Here is a 19,388-nt window from a genome sequence, read left to right on the forward strand (position 1 = left end):
CATGCAGCTGTCCCTCGACCTTTCGACCTCGCCGCTCGAAGCCCTGCGCGACGGGCTGCTCAAGACCTTCGGACCGCAGCGGCCGACCAAGCGGCTGGATCCGGTGTCGCAGCTGGTCAAGTCGTCGATCAGCGGCCGGACCAAGGACGCCGTCTCCTGGGCGGTCTATCACCGGCTTAAAGACCGGTTCGCCACCTGGGAGGAACTGGCCGAGACGCCGGACGCCGAGGTCCAGGAGCTGATCAAGGACGTCACCTATCCCGAGGAGAAGGCCCGTCACCTGCCCCATGCCCTGCGGCTGATCCAGGTGCGCAGCGGCTGGAAACTGTCGCTGGACCACCTGGCCGAGCTGGAACTGGACAGCGCCCGCTGGTGGCTGCAGGGCCTGCCCGGCGTCGGGGTCAAGGTCGCCGCCTCGGTGCTGAACTTCAGTCCGCTGAACATGCGGGCCCTGGTGGTCGACACCCATGTGCATCGCGTCGCCGGCCGCTACGGGCTGGTTCCCGCGAGCTACGACACCGCCCACGCCTACCGGGCGCTGATGGACCTGGTCCCCGACAGCTGGACGGCCGAGGATCTCTACGAGCTGCACTGGCTGATGAAGGGCCTGGGCCAACTGCTGTGCTCGCACCACGCGCCGCGCTGCGGGGCGTGTTCGCTGAAGGGGACGTGCTCGCGGACGGGGGTGGAACGCAGCGCCGACATCCTGGCCTGGCGGCCGCGCGCCTGAAGCCGGCGGGAGCGGTGAAGCGCTTGCGCCGCCTGCACGGCTCGCCCGCCCTGTACGCGACGGCGTATGACGACGCCCCACCTCAAGCTGGTGCGTGCTCGACAACACCCGGTTCGGCGCGGCGACCACCGACGCCCTGACGCTGATGGCGCTCACCGCGCTGTCGCCAGTTCGCTGAAGGTCCGCGTCCCGATGCCGTAATGGCGCCAGTCCTTGTAGTCGAAGTGCCACCATTCCTCGGGATAGACCTCGAAGCCTTGGGCGATCATGGCCTCGCGCAGCGTCGCGCGCATCGCCCTCTGCTTGGTCGTGCCGCCGATGAAGTCGGCGTAGGAGCGGCCCGACATCTCGTCGTAGCGGCTGGGCATCTCGACCGGCTGGCCCGTCTTCAGATCGTACAGCGTCAGGTCGACAGCGCAGCCGCGGTTGTGGCGCGAGCCCTGGGCCGGATCGGCCACGAACATGTGGTCCTCGGGCGGGGTCGCCTCCCAGAACATCCAGGTCACGAACCAGGGCCGGTAGGCGTCGTGGACCAGCAGGCCGTAGCCCTTGGCCTTCAGCGCCTGGGCGGCCCGCGCCAGGGCCAGGGCGGCGGGGCGCTGCAGATAGGCCGCCGCCCGCTCGTACAGCGGCAGGCCCATGAAGTTGTCCGGACCGGCATAGCGGATGTCGAGGCGGATCGTCGGGTCCAGCGTCGACAGGTCCACCAGGTCGGCGGGCCGGTGCTCGGCGGTCTCGACCGGCGGCTTGGCGGCCAGGGCCCGGGCCCGCAGGGCGGCGGGATCGGCGCGGACCGCCGCGCGGACGCCGGCCTCGACCTCGGCCCCGAAGTCGTGGCGCGGCAGGCGGTTCCCGTCCAGGCGCACGGCGACCGGCTCCAGCACCAGTTCGCCGCCGCCCTCGATCCGGTAGCGGCCGCGCCCCAGCGGCGTCAGCCTGGCGTCCGAGCGGCCCTGGCCATCGACCCGCAGCACCCCGGCCCGCTCGAACACCGTCAGCGGCGCGGCGCGCTGGCCATATTGGCCGACGGCCGCCATCTCGGCGGCGTCCAAGGGCTGGGCGAAGGCCGTGGTGCTCAGGACAAGTCCCATCAGCAAGGGGGCGACAACGGTGAAAGCTCCGGCCAGTTTTCGCATCGCCCCCATGCCTTGTCGTCCTACTTCATCGTCGGGATGACGAAGGCGTCGCCCTCATGGTCGCCCTCCGGCCACCGCGCCGTGACGGTCTTGACCTTGGTGTAGAACTTCACGCCCTCGACGCCATGCTGGTTGGTGTCGCCGAACGCGCTGCGCTTCCAGCCGCCGAAGGTGTGGTAGGCCACCGGCACCGGGATCGGCACGTTGATCCCCACCATGCCGACATTGACCCGGCTGGCGAACTCGCGCGCCGCCCGGCCGTTGCGGGTGAAGATAGCCACGCCGTTGCCGTACTGGTGCTCGGACGCCAGGCTGAGCGCCTCCTCGAAGCTCTCGGCGCGGACGATCTGCAGCACGGGGCCGAAGATCTCCTCCTGATAGGTCCTCATGCCCTTCTTGACGCCGTCGAACAGCGACGGGCCGATGAAGAAGCCCTGCTCGAAGCCCTGCAGCGCGAAGTCACGACCGTCGACCACCAGCTCCGCGCCCTCGTCGACGCCCAGCTGGATGTAGCCGGCGATCTTGGCGCGGTGCGCGGCGCTGACCACCGGGCCATAGTGGGCGGCGGCGTCGGTGGAGATGCCGACCTTCAGGGTCTCGATCTCGGCGACCATCCGCTCGCGCAGTTCGTCGCCGGTCTTCTTGCCGACCGGGACGACCACCGGCAGGGCCATGCAGCGCTCGCCGGCCGAGCCGAAGGCCGCGCCCGACAGGTCCTTGACCACCTGGTCGAGGTCGGCGTCGGGCAGCACGATCCCATGGTTCTTGGCCCCGCCCATGGCCTGGACGCGTTTGCCGTGCGCCGTGCCGGTCTGGTAGACGTAATGGGCGATGTCGGACGAGCCGACGAAGCTGACCGCGCGGATCAGCGGGTGGGTCAGGATGGCGTCGACGGCGGTCTTGTCGCCGTGCACCACGTTCAGCACGCCGGGGGGCGCGCCGGCTTCCATCATCAGCTCGGCCAGCTTGACCGGCACGGTCGGATCCTTCTCCGACGGCTTGAGGATGAAGCTGTTGCCCACGGCGATGGCGATGCCGAACATCCACATCGGGATCATGGCCGGGAAATTGAATGGGGTGATCCCCGCGCAGACACCCAGCGGCCGGCGCATCGAATAGACGTCGATGCCTGGGCCGGCGCCCTCGGTGTATTCGCCCTTCAGGACGTGGGGGATGCCGCAGGCGAACTCGATCACTTCGAGACCGCGCTGGATGTCGCCCTTGCTGTCGGCGATCACCTTGCCGTGCTCGGACGACAGGATCTCGGCCAGGGCGTTCATGTCGCGCTCGATCAGGCGCTTGAACTCGAACATCACCCGGGCGCGGCGCTGGGGATTGGTCGCCGCCCAGCCGAGCTGGGCCTTGGCGGCGGCCTGGACGGCGGCGTCCAGCTCGGCGTCGGTCGCCAGGGCCACCCGGGCCTGGACCTCGCCGGTGTTCGGGTTGAACACATCGCCGAAGCGGCCGGAGGTCCCTTCCAGGGTCTGTCCGTTCACGAAATGGCTGATGGTCCGCATGATACGCTCCCTGGATCTTGTTTTGCGCGTCAATAGCATCCGGCCGGGCGCACGTATTCCGCAAAATTCGTCCACCAACGCCCTGCGTCCTTCGAGGCTCGCCGGGGGCTCGCACCTCAGGATGAGGAATTCAGCAGCAACAAAGCTCCTCATCCTGAGGCGCCCGCGCAGCGGGCCTCGAAGGACGCACAGCGTTACTCCTCCACGTGCACCCGCCGGAACCGGCCCTGCAGATAGACCAGCGGCTCGTGGTCCGGGTCGTAGCGCAGCTTGACCACCCGGCCGACATAGACTCGGTGGTCGCCGGCGTCGAAGACCTGGTGGGTCACGCATTCGAAATTGGCCATGCAGTCGGGCAGGATCGGCGCGCCGGTGCCCCAGGTCTCGGTGTCGATGCCCGCGAACCGGTCGCCGTCCTTCTGTACGAACTGGCGGGCCATCAACTGCTGGTCGGCGTGCAGCACGTTGACCGTGAACCGCTGGGCGGCGTCCAGGATCGGCAGGCTGCGCGAGTTCAGGTCGACGCAGACCAGGGCCAGGGGCGGATCCAGCGACACCGAGGTGAACGAGTTGGCCGTCAGCCCGACGCGGCGGCCGTCCTCGCAGACCGTGGTGATCACCGTCACCCCGGTGGTGAAGCATCCGAAGGCGTGGCGCAGCGCCCGGGCGTCATGCGCGCCGCCCTCGCCCAGTTCGATCGTGACCGGCTGACTCATTGGATCACCAGTGATGCAAACCGACGTGACGGGCAAGGGTTTGAGCCGTGGCGCGCCGCCCGGTGGGGGCAAATGTTGGCGGGCACGATCTCTCGTCCTCACGCGGCTGGCCGCTGAGCTATCGGAAAGGGACGCGGAGCGCCGGACACCGTCCGGAGTGTTTGAGTAGTAACCGTTTTCGACGAAGCCCGATCGCTCCGCGCGGTCGTTATCCGGAAGCCCGCGGCGCTGAGCCCTGTTCGGGCCTCGCCGCCTTGAAGCCTCCGACGGGCGGGCCAGGTCAACGAACCCCGGTCCCGGACCGCGAGCGCGTCACCGCCCGCCTGTTGCTTCGCCAGCCCTCGCGCCACGCTGTATCCGTGTTCCGAGCCCAGCCGGCACCAGAGACGCGAGGTTTGGTCCCAAGGGACCGCCGACAGAGCTTCCCGCTCGATCGCCCCCCGCCGCCGCATCAGTCGCTGGCCATTGCGCCCTTTCCCCGCGACGAGGTGGGATCAGGATAAGGGCGGTCTGGGAGGGTGAGGACCAAAGCGGGTCGAGAAATTTCAGGGCGTTGAAATCGCCGGAGTTTGTTCGCTCAACGCCGAGCGCAAGCCGGGGACGTGCTCTCACGGCAAGGCGTCGCGGATCGATCCACGGTCTCGGGGTGAGTGCATGTCCCCAACGCCATCCACGGCGTCATGGGACTTCAGCGCCGGACTCAGCGGGTCCGTTGGGGACACGCACTCACAGCCAGCGCCCTGCAAACCGGCCGGCGCCTTGCCGTGAGTGCGCGTCCCCGGCCGCGGTGTCCCCGGCCGCGCCCTACCCCTCGATCACGTGCGGCACGAACCGGGCCAGGTTCTTGGTGACCACGCTGTCGTCCTCGCGGATGCCGATACCGGCCGGCGCGTTGCCGACCATCCACGCCCCGACCACCGGCCGCTTGCCGTCGAACTCCGGCGGCGGATGGTAGGCCTGGACGATCGCGCCTTCCGCGCCGTAGCCCTGGTCGAGCACGGCTTCGCCAAGGTGTTCTGGGCCGCCGACCACCTCGACATTGGCTCCTTCGCGCGAGAACAGCGGCTTGCGCACGAACCGGCCACCCAGCGCGTTGGCCGCCGGGTCGCCCTCGAAATAGGCTTCCAGCAGGTTGGGATGGCCACGATGGCGCTCCCACAGCAGCGGCAGGATGCCCTTGTTGGACAGGATCGCCTTCCACGGCGGCTCGATCCAGCGGACCTGGGCCGTGTTCAGGTGCGCGGCGTAGGGCTCGCGCAGCATGAACTCCCACGGATAGAGCTTGAACGCCGCCTGCAGGACGAAGCCCTCCAGGTCGACGAACTGGCCCTCTTCGTTGAGGCCGATATTGTCCATGGCCACGAACTTGGGCTCGACGCCGGCCTGCAGGGCCAGGTCCTCGAGGAAGCGCACGGTCTGGCGATCCTCGACCGCGTCCTCGTCGCTGGCGAAGTGGACGAAGCCGCCGGTCGGGAACAGCACCTTGAACCGGTCGCGCAGGGCCTCGAACAGGCTGTTGAACTGGTCGGCGTTGGCCGGAAGCGTGCCGTTGGCGATCAGCTCCTCCAGCCACAGCCATTGGAAGGTGGCCGCCTCGAAGACGCTGGTCGGGGTGTCGGCGTTGTATTCGTAGAGCTTGGGTTTGGCCTTGCCGTCATAGCCGAAGTCGAAGCGGCCATAGAGCGACGGCGACTTGGCGCGCCAGGACGCGGCCACGAAGTCGCGGTGCTCGGCCGGGATCGCCAGCCGCTCCATCAGCGCTTGGCTGCCGGCCACCTCGTCGACCAGGTCCAGGCACAGGTCGTGGAGCTCGGCCGCGGCCGGCTCCAGGTCCTGCTCCACTTGTTCCAACGTGAAGGCGTAGGCCACGCCCTCGTCCCAATAGGCCTGGCCTTCGGTGTGGTGATAGACGAACCCGACCGCCTCGGCCTTGGCCTGCCAGTCGGGACGCGGGGTGAGCTTGAGGCGGCGCATCAGGCTTCGATCCATTTCAGCATTGCGGTCGACAGGACCAGGTCTTCCAATCCAGTTGTCTTCCCGGAAGCCTCGAAGAGGCTGTCCGGGACCCAGGGGACTGGGCTGATGCGGTGCGGCTCACCTGGGTCCCGGACAGCGCTACGCGCTTCCGGGATGGCAACGCTCTGAGGGCCGGAAACCCTACGCCTCGCCGTCCGGCTTCTGTTCGATCTGCAGGGTCGGCTGGGCCGGGGCCAGGCGGGCCAGGATGTCGTCGGCGCTGGACTGGCCGGGCAGGATGCCGGCCAGGCGCAGCTTTTCGTCGAGGTCCGCGCCGGTGCGGCGGTCTTCCAGCTCGCCGGCGGCCTTGATCCGCTCGCCGCGGATCATCTGGCGTTCCTTGATGCGGGCCAGGCTGTCGGCGGCCGAGCCGAGCGAGGCGCCCGCGCCGGCCCCGCGCGCCGAGACGGCCGCCTGGGCCTTCTGGACGCTTTCGTTGACCTTCACGACCTCGACCTCGCGACGCAGGGTCTCGATGCGGCGGTCGGTGGCGGTCACGGCCTGGTGCAACTGGTCCTCGGCGGCGCGCATGTCGCCGATCTGCGGCTCCTTCAGCGCGATGTCCTGCTCGAGGTCGGCGATGCGCTGGGCCACCTGGCGGGCCAGGTCCATGTCGCCTTTCTGGACGGCGGCCCGGGCCGAGGCCTCGTACTTGGTGACCTGGTCGCGGAAGCCGGCGACTTCCTTCTCCAGGATGCGGCGGCGAGCCACCAGCGTGGCCATGTCGTCGCGGGCCTTGCCCTGGGCGGTGTCGGCGTCGCGGATCTCCTGGTCGAGGATGCGCAGGGCGTTGGCGTCGACGACGGCCGCGGTGGCCTCGTGCGCGCCGGCGCGACCCAGGGTGAACAGCTTGTTCCAGATGGACATGAGGGGTCTCCGAGGTGCGCGGGTGTTTAGGCGGCGGGGGTGAAGGACGAGCGCAGGTCGGACGCGGCCTCGATGGCGTTCTCGGCCAGGACCCGCAGCTCGATCAGGATATCGTCCAGGGACGAGCTGGGCGACAGCTCGCCGAACAGCTCGTAATAGTCGCGGCCGTTCACGGCGCTGATGCCGAAGTTCGACAGCGGCACCAGCTTCTGGGCCTTGAGCAGGAACTCGTTGAAGGCGTGGCGGTCGGCCTGTTCGTCGACCGGCCACAGCAGCACCGAGGCGGCGATCTGCTGGTCGCTGACGCTGACGAAGATCTCCAGGTCGCCGTGATCGTGCATGGTCACCAGCAGGATCGGGTCGGCGCCCTCGACCACGCGGGCCGTCATGGCGTCACTGAAACCGTCGGAAAGCGCCGTCTTCAGCGAGCGAACAGTCCAGGCGGGGGTCGTCATCGGGCGGTGTCTCCTCGGGAGCGTGTCTTGCGGCAAACCGATCTTGGGGCCGTTTCATACTAGATGGGCCGGCGAACGCCAGTCGTCGAGAGCGCAACCTTACGTGCGCTCATGACAAGTTGGTAATCCCCTTCCCTCTTTTGTCGCCGGGATTGGCGCCGTACATGTGACGGGAGTTTCGCATCGGGTCGCTTCATGTTCGGTAAGCTCTTCGGCCGCAAGGACGCCGCGCCCGCCTCGGCCCTGCCGGCGATCCGCAACGTCACCCTGGGCCGCACGGTCTGGTTGGACACCCTCGCCTGGCGACGCCTGGGCGACGACCTGAAGTTCGCGCTCGACACCGACACGCTGGAAATCACAGCCCAGGGCCTGGTCGAGCTGCGCGAGGGCGGCTTCGTCCACAGGTTCTATACCGACGACAACATCATGTTCCAGGCGGTGTCCGACGACCGCGAGGGCCAGCGCGTCACCGACATCACCCTGTTCATCCCCTGGGACAGCGCCTATCCGGGCGGCCGGGCCGACGAGGAGGCCTGGGCCAAGCGGCTGCGGGCGCGCACCTTCACCGGCCCGGGCCTGCCGGAGTACCGGCGCGACTGGTTCGGCGACGAGGCCGAGAGCCAGGAACCGGTCAGCTTCTGGGAAGACGTCCACGACGACCGCGACGGCGTTCCCGACCGGCGGATCTTCCAGACCTGCATGCTGTTCTCCCGCGACTTGCCGGGCGACGGCCGCGAGCTTCTGCTGGCCATCCAGCAGGAAAACGAGAACGAGGACACGCGCCAGCGCGAGATCTCGTTCGAGATCATGGTCGGCGTCGCCTTGGGCGTCGGCGAATTCCGGGCCTAGGGCCTTTTAGGGGGAAAGACATGAGCGATCTGCACGGATTTGGCGGCAACGCCCTGGCCTTCGTGGTGGCCTTCGTGGTCGCCGGCCTGTTCACCGTCGTCTTCAAGCTGATCTACCAGTGGGTGACGCCCTATAACGAGGCCAAGCTGATCCGCGAGGGCAACGTCGCCGCGGCCCTGGCCCTGGGCGGGGCGCTGGTCGGCTACGTGCTGCCCCTGGCCTCGGCGCTCAGCAACACCGTGTCGCTGGTCGAGTTCTGCGCCTGGGCGGCCCTGGCGGGCGTGATCCAGATCGCCGCCTTCACCCTGGTGCGCGTGGTGGCCATGAAGGACCTCTCCGCCCGGATCGAGAAGGGCGAGATCGCCGCCGGCCTCTATCTGATGAGCATCTCCCTGGCGGTGGGCCTGCTCAACGCCGCCTGCATGACGGCCTGAGGCGCGCCATGACCGATCAGACCTCCATCCCCCAGACCTCGCGCCCCCAGACCTCGCGGGCGAAACGCCGCCTGCGCTCCAGCAGCCTGGCCCTGACCGGCCTGATGGCCGGCACGGCGATCTCGGTCAGCGCCTGCGACGACCCCGGCACGGCCACCCAGTGGGGCGACCCGCCGGCCGCCTCCAGCGAGGTCGACGCCAAGACCTACGCCTCGCTGGCCGACTGCAAGAGCTCGGGCGACATGACCGCCGAGCAGTGCGACACCGCCTACGCCCAGGCCCAGAAGGACAGCGCCGCCAACGCCCCCAAGTTCGGCGACCAGCAGAGCTGCGAGGAGCGCTACGGCGTCGACCAGTGCGTGCCGCGCAACAACGGCGGCGGCGGCAGCTTCTTCACCCCGCTGCTGACCGGCTTCATCGTCGGCCAGGCGCTGAACAACCTGGGCGGCGGCGGCGGCCGCTACTACGGCGCGCCGATGTATCGCGACCGCGAAGGAACCTATTACGGCGGCTCGGGCTATCCCCTGTCGCGCGACTATGTCACCGGCCGCACCCGCGTGCGCACCGACAGCTTCAACGCCCCGGAAATGCGCGCCCCGGCCCGCGTCCAGAGCCGCAGTTCCGTGATCTCGCGCGGCGGCTTCGGCGGCGGCGGCCGCTCGTTCGGCGGCTAGATCCAGATCCCGCTCGTCCTGGCCAGTCCCGGACGAGCGGAACGGGGCGGCCGGCCTGTAAACCCCAGACTGCAAACCCCAGACTGTAAACCATTGTAAATTTGGCCGTCCTAACCGGGCGTAGGGGGCTTCCGCACGGTACGCTTGCCAACGCGGATGGTCGCCTTGATCCTTCTCGGACGGCGCCCCGCCGCCGCGCGCCCCGCGCCCCACCCCGCGGGGCGCGCGAGTTACCCTGGTTGCAAGTGAACGCATGAAAGTCGCCCTGCTCGACGACGACGACAGCCACAACGCGCTGGTCGCCGCCCTACTGGGGCCGGCGGGCTATGACTGCACCAGCTTCACCCGCCCCGAGCGCCTGCTGGCCGAGCTGCGCCGCCAGACCTTCGACCTGCTGATCCTGGACTGGAACATGCCCGAGCTCAGCGGCATCGAGACCCTGCGCCGGGTCGGCGAGCTGCTGAGCCCGTCGCCGCCGGTGCTGCTGCTGACCAGCCGCTCGGTCGAGGCCGACCTGGTCGAGGGGCTGAACGCCGGGGCCGACGACTACATCGTCAAGCCGCTGCAGCCGCAGGTGCTGCTGGCCCGCGTCAACGCCCTGGCCCGGCGCGCCTATCGCCCGACCGCCGTGCCCCAGGTCGAGCAGCACGGCCCCTATCGCCTGGACCCCGGCGCCCAGACCGTCAGCTGGGGCGACACTGTCGAGACCCTGACGCCCAAGGAGTTCCAGCTGGCGGCCCTGCTGTTCAACAACCTGGCCCGGCCGCTGTCGCGCGAGTACCTGCTGCGCCGGGTCTGGGGCCAGCGGCCCGACCTGGAGACCCGCACCCTGGACGCCCACGTCTCGCGCCTGAGATCAAAGCTTCACCTGCGCCCCGCGAACGGCTTTAGACTGACGACGGTCTATGGGTTCGGCTACCGGTTGGAAGTCTGCGAGCCCGAGGCCGACGCCGCCTCGGGAGCCGCTGAATGATTCTTCGACCTTCGCTGTTCGCCCTGGCCTCCGTCCTGGCCCTGGCGTCCGGCCCGGCCGTGTGCGCGCCGCGGGCCCCGGCGAAGCCCTCCAAGCCCGTGGCCAGCCCGGCCGACCCGCCGGTCCGCTATGTGGTGCGACGTGGCGACACCCTGTTCGACCTGGGCCGCGCCTATCTGCGCCAGGTCGACGACTACCGCCATGTGCAGCGCGCCAACCAGATCAGCCGGCCGCGCGTGATGCCGGTGGGCAAGACCCTGACCATCGACGCCGACCTGCTCAAGACCGTGCCGATCGACGCCCGGCTCAGCGCCTTCAGCGGCAGGGTCGAGATCGAGACCGACGGCCGTCGGACCCCGGCCCAGACGGGCATGCCCCTTCGGGAAGGCCAGCGGGTGATCACCGGCCCCGGCGCCTTCGCGACGTTCGAGATGGAGGACGCCTCGCGCGTCACCCTGCCCTCCAACACCGCCATGCGGGTGGTGCGGCTGCGCAGCGTCGTGCTGACCAACGCCCCGCAGCGGGTGTTCAAACTGGACGAAGGCCGCAGCGCCATCCAGGCGACGCCCAACCCCAATCCCAACGCCCGCTTCGAGGTGCGCACGCCGGTGTCGATCTCGGCCGTGCGCGGCACCGAGTTCCGGGTGGCGGCGTCGGAGGGTCGGGCCCGGACCGAGGTGCTGAAGGGCGCGGTCGGCGTGGGCCCTGGCGAAGCGCCCCCCGCCGGGCCGCCGATCCCGGCCGGCTTCGGCGTCACGGTCTCGGCCGACGGGACCGGGGTCAGCGCCCCGGTCGCCCTGCTGCCTCCGCCCCGGCTGGACGAGGCCGGCCAGAACCAGACCGGCCGCACCGTGCGCTTCGCCGTCCAGCCCCAGGCCGGAGCCGCCGGCTACCGGCTGCTGCTGTCGCACGACGCCGGCTTCGTCGACCTGTTCGCCGAGGCGACCCAGGCTGAATCCACGGCTGACTTCGGTCCGCTGGAGGACGGCGTCTATTTCGTCCGCGTCACCGCCCTGGACCCCGCCGGCCTGGAGGGCGCGCCCGCCGACTACAGCTTCGACCGCGACCTGGATGTGCTGGAGCCGGGCGCCCCGCCGGTCGCCGAGGTCAGCGGCAAGCATCGCCATTTCCTGTTCCGCTGGAGCGCGGCGGGCGGCGGTGTGCGCAGCTTCCGCTTCCAGCTGTTCGCCGGAACCGAGCCGACCGCGCCGATCGTCGACCAGCCGGGCCTGGTCGCGCCGCAGCTGACCCTGACCGACCTGCCGCCGGGCCTCTACAGTTGGCGGATCAGCGCCACGCGGGTGAAGAACGGGGTGGTCACCGAAAAGGTCGCGCCGCTGCAGTCGCTGAAGATCGGAAGCTAGGCCTTGGCCACCTTTCCCCCTGCGCCGCTCTCCCGCCTGGCGCCGCTTCGGCGGTTGAGGCCCGGACCGCCCCGCTCGCCGCGCCGGCGGCTGGCGCGCTGGCTGATCGTCGCCGTCCTCACCGGCCTGGCCCTGGCCGGCCTGACCGCCAGTTCGCTGACCACGCGACTGGACAACATCCTCTACGATCGGCTGGTGCGCGCCTCGGAACGCCCGGTCGACGCCTCGATCCTGATCGTCGGCGTCGACGAGCGCAGCCTGCGGGCCCTGGGCGCCTGGCCGTGGAACCGCGCCCGCCACGCCCAGATGATCGACCGGCTCGGCCAGGCCGGCGCCAGGGCGATCGTCTACGACGTGCTGTTCAGCCAGCCGTCGCAGGACCCCGCGGCCGACGACGCCCTGGCCGCCGCCGTCGCCCGCTCGGGCAAGGTCTACCTGCCGCAGTTCCTGGAGCCTTCGCCCCAGGGCGACGCGCCGCCGACCCTGGTCGGGCCGATGCCGAGCATCGCCCAGGGCGCGGCGGCCGTCGGCCTGGTGCACGTGCGGTTCGACCGCGACGGCATGGTCCGCCGCATGGCGCCGTTCGAGGCCGACGGCTCCCGCCTGGCGCCCGACCTGATGACCGTGGTCCACCGCGCGACCAAGCCGTTCGACGCCCCCGACGCCACGCGCGGCGAGGCCCCGACCCTGCTGATCCCGTTCGCGGGCCCGCCGGACCGCTATCGCCAGGTGGCCTTTTCCAGCGTCCTGGCCGGCGAGGTCCCGCGCGAGCTGATCGCCGGCCGGACGGTGTTCGTCGGCCTGACCGCGCCGGGCCTGGGCCCCGCCTTCCCCACCCCGGTGACCCCCGACGCCGCCAGCATGACCGGCGTGCAGCTGCAGGCCAGCGAGCTTGACGGCCTGCGCGGCGGGACGATGATCCGGCCAGCCGGCCTGGCCGCGCGCCTGGTCTTCGCCCTCAGCCTGCTGTGGCTGCTGCTGGCCGGGCTGCTGGTGCTGCCGCCCCGGGCCAGCCTGCTGCTGCTGGCGGTGCTGCTGGCCGCGGCCCTGGCGACCAGCGCGGCCCTGTTCTCCCGCGGCCACCTGTGGCTGTCGCCGGTGGCGGCGATCATCGGCATGGCGCTGGTTTCCCTGGTCTGGGGCTGGGGCCGGCTGGGACGGGTCAACGACCTACTGGGCCATCAGCTCGACCGCCTGCGCTCGGTGGACCCCACCGGCGGAGTCCATGCCGACGCCGAGTTCGAAAGCGACCTCGTCGCCCGCCAGGCGCTCAGCCTCGGCGCGGCCATCACCCGGATCGACGACCTGCGGCGGTTCTCGGCCGACGCCCTGTTCAGCCTGCCCGACGCCACCCTGGTGGCCGACGCCGAGCGGCGGGTGATCGCCGCCAACGCCGCCGCCCAGGCCTTGCTGGCCGATCGCCGCCCGGTGCTGGACGGCGGCGGCCTGGCCGACGTCCTCAACGCCCTGTCGCCCCTGGGCCGCACCTTTCCGGCCAGCTGGCCGGCCGAGGGCGACGGGGGCCATCCGATCGACCTGCACCTGGCCGACGGCCGCGCCTTCCAGATCCAGACCGTGTTCCGGCGCGACGAGGCGGGGGATGGCGCGGGCTGGATCGTGCGCCTGGCCGACATCACGCCCCTGACCGCCGCCATGCGCCAGCGCGAGCAGGCGCTGCAGCTGCTGACCCACGACATGCGCTCGCCGCAGACCTCGATCCTGGCCCTGCTGGCGACCACGCCGGGCCTGCCGCCGGAACTATCCGAGCGCCTGGCCGCCTATGCCCGCCGCACCCTGGCCCTGGCCGACGGCTTCGTGCAGCTGGCCCGCGCCGAGGTCACCAAGACGGCGATGGAGCCGGTCGACCTGTGTGACGTGGCGGTCGAGGCGATAGACGAGCTGTGGCCCCAGTGCCGCCAGCGCCATATCGAGATCCGCCAGGAGGGTTGCGACGGCCCGATGATGGCCCTGGGCGACCGCGGCGTGCTGGCCCGCGCCCTGGTCAACCTGATCGGCAACGCGGTGAAGTACGGCCCGGACGGCTCGACGATCATGGTGCGCGCGGCCACGGTGCTGGACGGCGGCCGCACCTATGTCGACCTGTCGGTGGCCGACCAGGGACCGGGCCTGACCGTCGAGGAGGCCGCCCTGGCCTTTCGGCCGTTCCAGCGCTTCGACCGCCCGGGCGCCGACGCCGCCGGCGGCGCGGGCCTGGGCCTGGCCTTCGTCCAGGCCGCCGCCACCCGGCACGGCGGCGGGGTCAGCTGCCGCAGCACGCCCGGCGGCGGCGCGACGTTCACCCTGCGGCTGCCTGAGATGCCGGCCTAGGCGGGCACGACCTTCAAGGCAGTGCGTGGCAGAAACGGAGCCGTGCATCCAAGATCCTCCCCCTGTGGGGGAGGTGTCGCCCAAAGGGCGACGGAGGGGGGAGTGATCGGCCGATGGCCGGACCTCGGATCGAAGGTCCTAAAGCTCCCCCCAACGATCGCTACGCGATCGCCTCCCCCATAGGGGGAGGACCGTTGAAAAGGACACGCCCTCGCGCGCCGCGCTTCTTGTCCGGCGCGGCTGGCGGCGCGGGCGTGTCCCCTCCTCCCCTCCCCTAGGGCTTGACGAACTTGAGGACGAACTGGTCGGTCTTGCCGCGAATGGCGGGGTCGAAGACGCTGGCGGTGCGCGGGTCGGCCGGGTCGCGCAGCAGCGGGCTCTCGGCGGCCAGCTTGAAGCCGGCGGCCTCGACCTCGGACTTGACGGCCGCGATGTCGATCCGGTGCAGGGTGTCCGGGGCCGACAGGCCCGAGCCGTCGGCGGCGTAGTGGTCGACGACCAGGAACACTCCGCTCGGCTTCAGCGACTTGAACACCTCGGCATTGACCTTGGCGGCGGTGTCGGCCGGGAACGGCTTGAGGTGCAGGTCGTGGTAGTTCTGGACGGTGATCACCGCGTCCAAGCCGTCGGGCAGGTCCAGGCCGGTCAGGCCGCCGTCCAGCGGCGTGACGTTCTTGTAGGCCGCCGCGACGGTCTTCAGGTCGTCGCCGTACTTGGCCTGGAACTTGATGAACTCGGCCGGCTGGTAGGCGTAGACCGTTCCCGTCGGGCCCACCGCCGCCGACAGGATGCGGGTGAAATAGCCGCCGCCGATGATGAAGTCAGCCACCTTGCCGCCCGGCTTGATATTGGCCAGGGCCAGCAGTTCGGCCGGGTGGCGCGCGGCGTCGCGGGCGGTGTCGGCCGCCGGCCGGGCCGGGTCGGCCAGGGCGGCCGTCAGGTTGGCGGGGACCTGGGCGAAGCCAGGCGCGACGGACAGGCCGAGCGCCAAGGCGACCGCCCAGCCCGCCAGGGCGGGGACGGAGATCATGGACCGCGACGTCATGGGCTTCCTCACCTTTGTTTCCCCTCGATAGCGCGTCGCGTCGCCTGGGTGAACATCGGTATTCGAGATCCCCGCGCGTTTCCGGGGAGAAGCTGGGGATAGCTTGCGCGCGGCCCTTAGGTCTCGTCTTCCGATCCACACGATGTTGTCATCCCGGCCGTAGCGAAGCGTAGAGCCGGGATCCAGGTGAACCACACCGCCTTCGCCCAGTCCCCTGGGTCCCGGACAGCCTCTGCGAGGCTTCCGGGATGACAACCGTTCTAGGTCGCCGGCCGGTGGACTATGCCGCCCCTTACGTCTGGGCCGGCTTCAGGGCCGCGACCAGGCGGTCGGCCAGGTCGACGGGATCGTCGCTCGACGCGCGGACCGTCGCCCAGGCCACGACCTTGCCGCTGGACAGGTCCAACACCGCCAGGGCCGCCGTGCGGACCGGTCCCCGGCGCGACCAGGGGCGCAGCCGGGTCGGGGCGCTGCGCCAGGGCGCGACCCCGACCTGCGGGCCGACGGCGGTGGAGATCCCGACCCCGGCCGGGGAGGTCCCGACCGTCACCTGCAACCGGTAGCGGGCCGGCATGGGCCCCGGCTGGACGGCGCCGACCTCGCCCATGCGGCTGGCCGCCCGGGCCTGGATCGCCTCGACCAGGATGTGGTCGGGGTCGGCGGACCCTGCGGCCTGCATCGCGACGGCTTGTCCCGCCAGCACGCCCAGATCGCCCTCGTGCGCCACCTGCGGGGGCGTCGCGCAGCCGCCCAGCAGCAGCCCCGCGACCAGGGTTATCGGCAACATACGCATGGAAAACCCCCGACGGCCCTTGGCGGCCATCCTAGAGCAAGCCGTGCGATTTGGGAATCGCTCGGCTTGCTCTAGATTTTTGTTTTCGCATCGCTTTTGCGGAAAACCGGCATCCACTTTTCCGCGCGATGCTCTAGCCGTGGACCATCCGCCCGACCAGCGACGACAGCCCCCAGGCGATCACGCTCCACAGCACCAGGCTCAGCAGCGAGGCGACCAGCAGCAGGCGCGGGCGCCGAAAGGCGGGGTCCAGGCCGAGGCGGTCGGCCAGGGCGCGCAGAGCCAGTTCCATCGTCAACGGATCCCGGCGTTCGCCCGGTCGCGCATCATGCCGTAGGCGTGGTCAGTCAGGGCCCAGCGCTGGCTGTGCGGACCATAGGGCAGGTGCAGCAGGTTGGCGGCCCGCGGGTCGCTGGCGCCCAGGCAATAGGCGGCGAAGGCCTCGTCCAGTTCGCGCCGCATCGCCTCGGACGGCCGGTACACGCCCCGGCGCTTGGCGATATAGGCCACGACGAGGTCGCGATGGGCCGCGCCGCCCAGGTCCAGCAAGGCCTCGGCGATCTCGCCGACCAGCGGGTTGAGGATCGCGACCCCGCTCGCGACCCTCTCCAGGTTCCGCCTTCCGGCCTCCGACCAAGCCATCGATCCGCCCCCCGATTATTTCGGGACGGATTTAAAGGCCATGGGCCGCCGATCCACCAGAGGGCGAACTCGGGTTTTTACAATGCGTTACATTGACCGGATGTCCCAGAAGCGGTCGGCCGGCTTGTCAGTGCGTCTCGTAGGCGGCCTTGCCGCCGCTGATGGCGAAGGCCTCCTCCGGCGACAGCACCAGCTTCTTGCGCCCGAACAGGGCGAAATAGGCGATGCCGACCGCGAACCAGATCGCCACCCCGATCACCCCGGTGCGATAGATCGGATCCTTCAGCTGGTAGAAGATCGTCACCAGCGAGATGGCCACCGTCAGCACCGCCCCGGTCAGGCCAAAGCGGCTCTTGTAGGGACGTTCCAGATTGGGGAACTTGCGGCGCAGCAGGATGAACGACAGGCCCTGGGCCAGGTAGGACAGCATGGCCCCGAACACCGCCATGTTCAGCAGCGTGCCGCCGATCACCGCCGCGCCCTTCTCGGCCCCGAGGATGAACCACACCGCCAGCATCACGGCCAGGCCGGCCACAGCCCCGGTGATCAGGGCCACGTCCGGGGTCTTGCGCACGCCGTGGGTCACCGACAGGGCGCGGGGGAAGTAGCCGGCCCGCGACAGCGAATAGATCTGCCGGCCATAGGCGAAGATCACCGCGTGGAAGCTGGCGACCAGGCCGGCCACCGCCACCGCCGCCAGCACCTTGGCCAGGCCGCCGCCATAGATGGTGCGGAAGCCTTCCAGGATCGGCTCGCCCGACTTGGCCAGGGCGAAGGTCCCCGGCGAAATGGCGCTGTTGAGCCACAGCACCAGCAGGGCCGAGACGATCAGGGTCGAGATGCCCAGGATGATGCCCTTGGGCAGGTCGCGGGCCGGGGTGTGCGACTCCTCGGCCGCCAGCGGCAGCTGCTCGATGGCCAGGAACAGCCAGACCGCGAACGGCAGCTGGGCCAGGGCCCCGCCGATGCCGGCCGGCAGGAACGGCCCGTGGCCGTCCTTCAGCTCGGTCCCGCCTGGGCCGACGTTCATGGCGTATTTGAAGAAGTCGGCGTGCGGCAGGGCGCTGACCCAGAACACCGCCAGGCAGGCCAGGGCCAGCAGGGTGATGAACACCGTGAACTTGAACGACATCGCCACCCCGCCGGCGTTCAGTCCGACGAAGACGGCGTAGGCCCCGATCCAGTAGAGCGGCTGCACCCAGGCCGGCGTCTCGAAGATGCCGCCCAGATAACTGCCGATGAAGAAGCAGACCACCGCGGCGGTCAGCACATATTCGACGTTCTCGCACAGGCCGGTGATGAAGCCGCCCCAGGGTCCCATGGCGGCCCGCGCGAAGCTGTAGGCGCCGCCGGTGTGCGGCTGGGCCGCGGCCATCTCGGCGATCGAGAAGGTCAGGCCCAGGTACATGACGGTGATGATCAGGGTGGCGACCAGCATGCCGCCCCAGCCGCCGGTCCCCATGCCCAGGTTCCAGCCCGAGAACTGGCCGGCGATCACCGCCCCCACCCCCAGGGCCCACAGCGAGAACACCCCCGCATAGCGCTTGAGTCCGCGCTTGTCGAAATAGGCGTCGTCGACCTTCTCGTAGCTGACGCCGCCGCCGGCGGTTTCCTCGCTCATGACCGTCCCCTTCTCGCCACTGTCCCGAGTCACGCTTGCGCGGTTCACCGGCGACGACGAGCCTTCGTGATCACGAATTTCGTCTTTGATCGATCGGCGTTCACTATTTCGGCGCCGCCGGGCGTGGTCGGGGCCGATTGAGACCGCGCCTGCCAAGGGAAACGGCATGATCGTCCTCGACCGTCTCGACCATCTGGTGCTGACCGTCGCCGACCTGGACCGGACCATCGCCTTCTATCGCGATGTTCTGGGCATGCGGCTCGAGACGTTCGGCCAGGGGCGCAAGGCGCTGACGTTCGGCGACCAGAAGATCAACCTGCACCAGGCCGGACACGAATTCGAGCCCAAGGCCCTGAAGCCGACACGCGGTTCGGCGGACCTGTGCTTCCTGGCCGCGACGCCGCTGGAGCAGGTGGCGGCCCATATCGAAGCGCTGGGCGTGGCGATCGAGGAAGGCCCGGTGCGGCGCGCCTGCGCGACAGGCCCGATCCTGTCGATCTATGTGCGCGACCCGGACGGCAACCTGGTGGAAATCGCCAATCCGATCACGGACTGACTTCGGGCAGGTCTCCTTGGCCTCGATGTCCGGGCCGGCGGGTCCGGTTGACGACCGTTCAATCTGGCTCTATATTTCTGTCATGACAGAAATTGCAGACAACACGAAGCGCCTCCCCGCCGCGGTCGAGCAGTTCGTCCTGCGCTGGGGCGACATGGGCGGACAGTGGGGCGTCAACCGCTCCGTCGCCCAGATCCACGCCCTGCTCTACCTGGCCGACCGGCCGATGACCGCCGAGGACATCGCCGAGAGCCTGGGCATGGCTCGCTCCAACGTCTCCAACAGCATCCGCGAGCTGATCGGCTGGAAGCTGATCCGCCGCGTGCCCCAGCTGGGCGACCGGCGCGACCACTACGAGGCCGAAGCCGATCTGTGGCAGATGCTGACCCGCATCGCCCAGGGCCGCAAGGAACGCGAGATCGACCCGATGGTCGAGGCGCTGGGCCCGGTCCTGGCGGCGGCCGAGAACGACCCCACCCTCAGCAAGGTCGCCCGCAAGCGCCTGAGCGAGATGCACAGCTTCGTCACCACGATCGACAGCTGGTACGGCCAGATGCTGAGCGTGCCGCCCAGCACCCTGATGTCGCTGATCAAGATGGGCTCGAAGGTGGTCGGCCTGCTGGGCATGGGTCGCGGCAAGCCGGACAGGACGACCTAAAAAATTTCGCCGGT

At 70.0% G+C, this 19,388-nt stretch carries 20 protein-coding genes and 1 pseudogene; 10 read left to right on the forward strand and 11 right to left on the reverse strand.

Features of this window, described 5'->3' with window-relative positions; genetic code table 11:
• The first annotated feature begins 1 nt into the window (after position 1).
• On the forward strand, positions 2-730 hold the full coding sequence (locus tag ACSQ2G_RS03265) for an endonuclease III domain-containing protein (protein ID WP_436028250.1): 729 nt from the start codon (positions 2-4) through the stop codon (positions 728-730).
• A 152-nt stretch (positions 731-882) separates the two neighbouring features.
• On the opposite strand, the gene ACSQ2G_RS03270 is transcribed toward ACSQ2G_RS03265, so the two are convergent.
• Together ACSQ2G_RS03270 and ACSQ2G_RS03275 are read right to left on the reverse strand one after the other, a co-directional pair.
• Positions 883-1,821 (reverse strand): M15 family metallopeptidase, encoded by a 939-nt coding sequence (locus ACSQ2G_RS03270; protein ID WP_436028252.1) that lies wholly within the window; start codon positions 1,819-1,821, stop codon positions 883-885.
• A gap of 65 nt (positions 1,822-1,886) precedes the next feature.
• A complete protein-coding gene (locus ACSQ2G_RS03275; protein ID WP_436028253.1) occupies positions 1,887-3,383 on the reverse strand; it encodes a CoA-acylating methylmalonate-semialdehyde dehydrogenase in 1,497 nt (498 codons plus the stop codon).
• A 75-nt stretch (positions 3,384-3,458) separates the two neighbouring features.
• On the opposite strand from ACSQ2G_RS03275, the pseudogene ACSQ2G_RS03280 reads away from it, so the two are divergent.
• Positions 3,459-3,620, forward strand: a pseudogene (locus ACSQ2G_RS03280) (hypothetical protein); the annotation flags it as partial.
• Here the strand turns inward: ACSQ2G_RS03280 and ACSQ2G_RS03285 are convergent.
• The 4 genes from ACSQ2G_RS03285 to ACSQ2G_RS03300 form a co-directional block, all read right to left on the reverse strand.
• Positions 3,578-4,099 carry a flavin reductase family protein gene (locus ACSQ2G_RS03285; protein WP_057184515.1) on the reverse strand — a complete coding sequence of 174 codons (522 nt, stop codon included), beginning with the start codon at positions 4,097-4,099 and terminating at the stop codon, positions 3,578-3,580. The pseudogene ACSQ2G_RS03280 and the gene ACSQ2G_RS03285 sit on opposite strands and share 43 nt — an antisense overlap.
• An 804-nt stretch (positions 4,100-4,903) precedes the next feature.
• Complete coding sequence (locus tag ACSQ2G_RS03290) at positions 4,904-6,073, reverse strand: glutathionylspermidine synthase family protein (RefSeq protein ID WP_436028255.1); 1,170 nt, start codon at positions 6,071-6,073, stop codon at positions 4,904-4,906.
• Positions 6,074-6,256: 183 nt separating this feature from the next.
• Positions 6,257-6,982: a PspA/IM30 family protein gene (locus ACSQ2G_RS03295; protein ID WP_436028257.1), complete on the reverse strand. Its 726-nt coding sequence runs from the start codon at positions 6,980-6,982 to the stop codon at positions 6,257-6,259.
• 26 nt (positions 6,983-7,008) lie between these two features.
• Positions 7,009-7,437 carry a YjfI family protein gene (locus ACSQ2G_RS03300; protein WP_310084588.1) on the reverse strand — a complete coding sequence of 143 codons (429 nt, stop codon included), beginning with the start codon at positions 7,435-7,437 and terminating at the stop codon, positions 7,009-7,011.
• Between the two features lie 195 nt (positions 7,438-7,632).
• On the opposite strand from ACSQ2G_RS03300, the gene ACSQ2G_RS03305 reads away from it, so the two are divergent.
• The 6 genes from ACSQ2G_RS03305 to ACSQ2G_RS03330 all read left to right on the forward strand — a co-directional run bounded on the left by ACSQ2G_RS03305 (position 7,633) and on the right by ACSQ2G_RS03330 (position 14,059).
• Positions 7,633-8,286 carry a DUF2491 family protein gene (locus ACSQ2G_RS03305; protein WP_436028259.1) on the forward strand — a complete coding sequence of 218 codons (654 nt, stop codon included), beginning with the start codon at positions 7,633-7,635 and terminating at the stop codon, positions 8,284-8,286.
• 20 nt (positions 8,287-8,306) lie between these two features.
• Positions 8,307-8,720 (forward strand): DUF350 domain-containing protein, encoded by a 414-nt coding sequence (locus ACSQ2G_RS03310; RefSeq protein ID WP_436028261.1) that lies wholly within the window; start codon positions 8,307-8,309, stop codon positions 8,718-8,720.
• Positions 8,721-8,728: 8 nt separating this feature from the next.
• The gene (locus ACSQ2G_RS03315) at positions 8,729-9,394 is read left to right on the forward strand and encodes a DUF1190 domain-containing protein (protein ID WP_436028262.1); all 666 of its coding nucleotides are present in this window, start codon (positions 8,729-8,731) and stop codon (positions 9,392-9,394) included.
• Between the two features lie 253 nt (positions 9,395-9,647).
• Positions 9,648-10,367, forward strand: a complete 720-nt coding sequence (locus ACSQ2G_RS03320; RefSeq protein WP_436028264.1) for a response regulator transcription factor — start codon at positions 9,648-9,650, stop codon at positions 10,365-10,367.
• Positions 10,364-11,731 (forward strand): FecR domain-containing protein, encoded by a 1,368-nt coding sequence (locus ACSQ2G_RS03325; RefSeq protein WP_436028266.1) that lies wholly within the window; start codon positions 10,364-10,366, stop codon positions 11,729-11,731. Before ACSQ2G_RS03320 ends, ACSQ2G_RS03325 begins: the two co-directional genes overlap by 4 nt.
• 3 nt (positions 11,732-11,734) lie before the next feature.
• The gene (locus ACSQ2G_RS03330) at positions 11,735-14,059 is read left to right on the forward strand and encodes a CHASE2 domain-containing protein (protein WP_436028268.1); all 2,325 of its coding nucleotides are present in this window, start codon (positions 11,735-11,737) and stop codon (positions 14,057-14,059) included.
• A 274-nt stretch (positions 14,060-14,333) separates the two neighbouring features.
• Here the strand turns inward: ACSQ2G_RS03330 and ACSQ2G_RS03335 are convergent, their stop codons facing one another.
• The 5 genes from ACSQ2G_RS03335 to ACSQ2G_RS03355 all read right to left on the reverse strand — a co-directional run bounded on the left by ACSQ2G_RS03335 (position 14,334) and on the right by ACSQ2G_RS03355 (position 18,160).
• Positions 14,334-15,089 (reverse strand): class I SAM-dependent methyltransferase, encoded by a 756-nt coding sequence (locus ACSQ2G_RS03335; RefSeq protein ID WP_436028270.1) that lies wholly within the window; start codon positions 15,087-15,089, stop codon positions 14,334-14,336.
• A gap of 307 nt (positions 15,090-15,396) precedes the next feature.
• Positions 15,397-15,897, reverse strand: a complete 501-nt coding sequence (locus ACSQ2G_RS03340; protein ID WP_436028272.1) for a hypothetical protein — start codon at positions 15,895-15,897, stop codon at positions 15,397-15,399.
• Positions 15,898-16,030: 133 nt separating this feature from the next.
• A complete protein-coding gene (locus ACSQ2G_RS03345) occupies positions 16,031-16,189 on the reverse strand; it encodes a hypothetical protein (protein ID WP_436028274.1) in 159 nt (52 codons plus the stop codon).
• A 2-nt stretch (positions 16,190-16,191) separates the two neighbouring features.
• Entirely contained in the window at positions 16,192-16,539 is a 348-nt protein-coding gene (locus tag ACSQ2G_RS03350; RefSeq protein ID WP_436028276.1) for a hypothetical protein, read from the reverse strand.
• 127 nt (positions 16,540-16,666) lie between these two features.
• Positions 16,667-18,160, reverse strand: a complete 1,494-nt coding sequence (locus tag ACSQ2G_RS03355) for an amino acid permease (protein ID WP_436028277.1) — start codon at positions 18,158-18,160, stop codon at positions 16,667-16,669.
• Between the two features lie 166 nt (positions 18,161-18,326).
• On the opposite strand from ACSQ2G_RS03355, the gene ACSQ2G_RS03360 reads away from it, so the two are divergent.
• Positions 18,327-18,716 carry a VOC family protein gene (locus ACSQ2G_RS03360; protein WP_436028279.1) on the forward strand — a complete coding sequence of 130 codons (390 nt, stop codon included), beginning with the start codon at positions 18,327-18,329 and terminating at the stop codon, positions 18,714-18,716.
• A gap of 82 nt (positions 18,717-18,798) precedes the next feature.
• Positions 18,799-19,374 carry a GbsR/MarR family transcriptional regulator gene (locus ACSQ2G_RS03365; RefSeq protein WP_310084621.1) on the forward strand — a complete coding sequence of 192 codons (576 nt, stop codon included), beginning with the start codon at positions 18,799-18,801 and terminating at the stop codon, positions 19,372-19,374.
• Positions 19,375-19,388 lie beyond the last annotated feature (14 nt).

Source organism: Caulobacter sp. LjRoot300 (genome assembly GCF_964253875.1).
GTDB lineage: Bacteria > Pseudomonadota > Alphaproteobacteria > Caulobacterales > Caulobacteraceae > Caulobacter.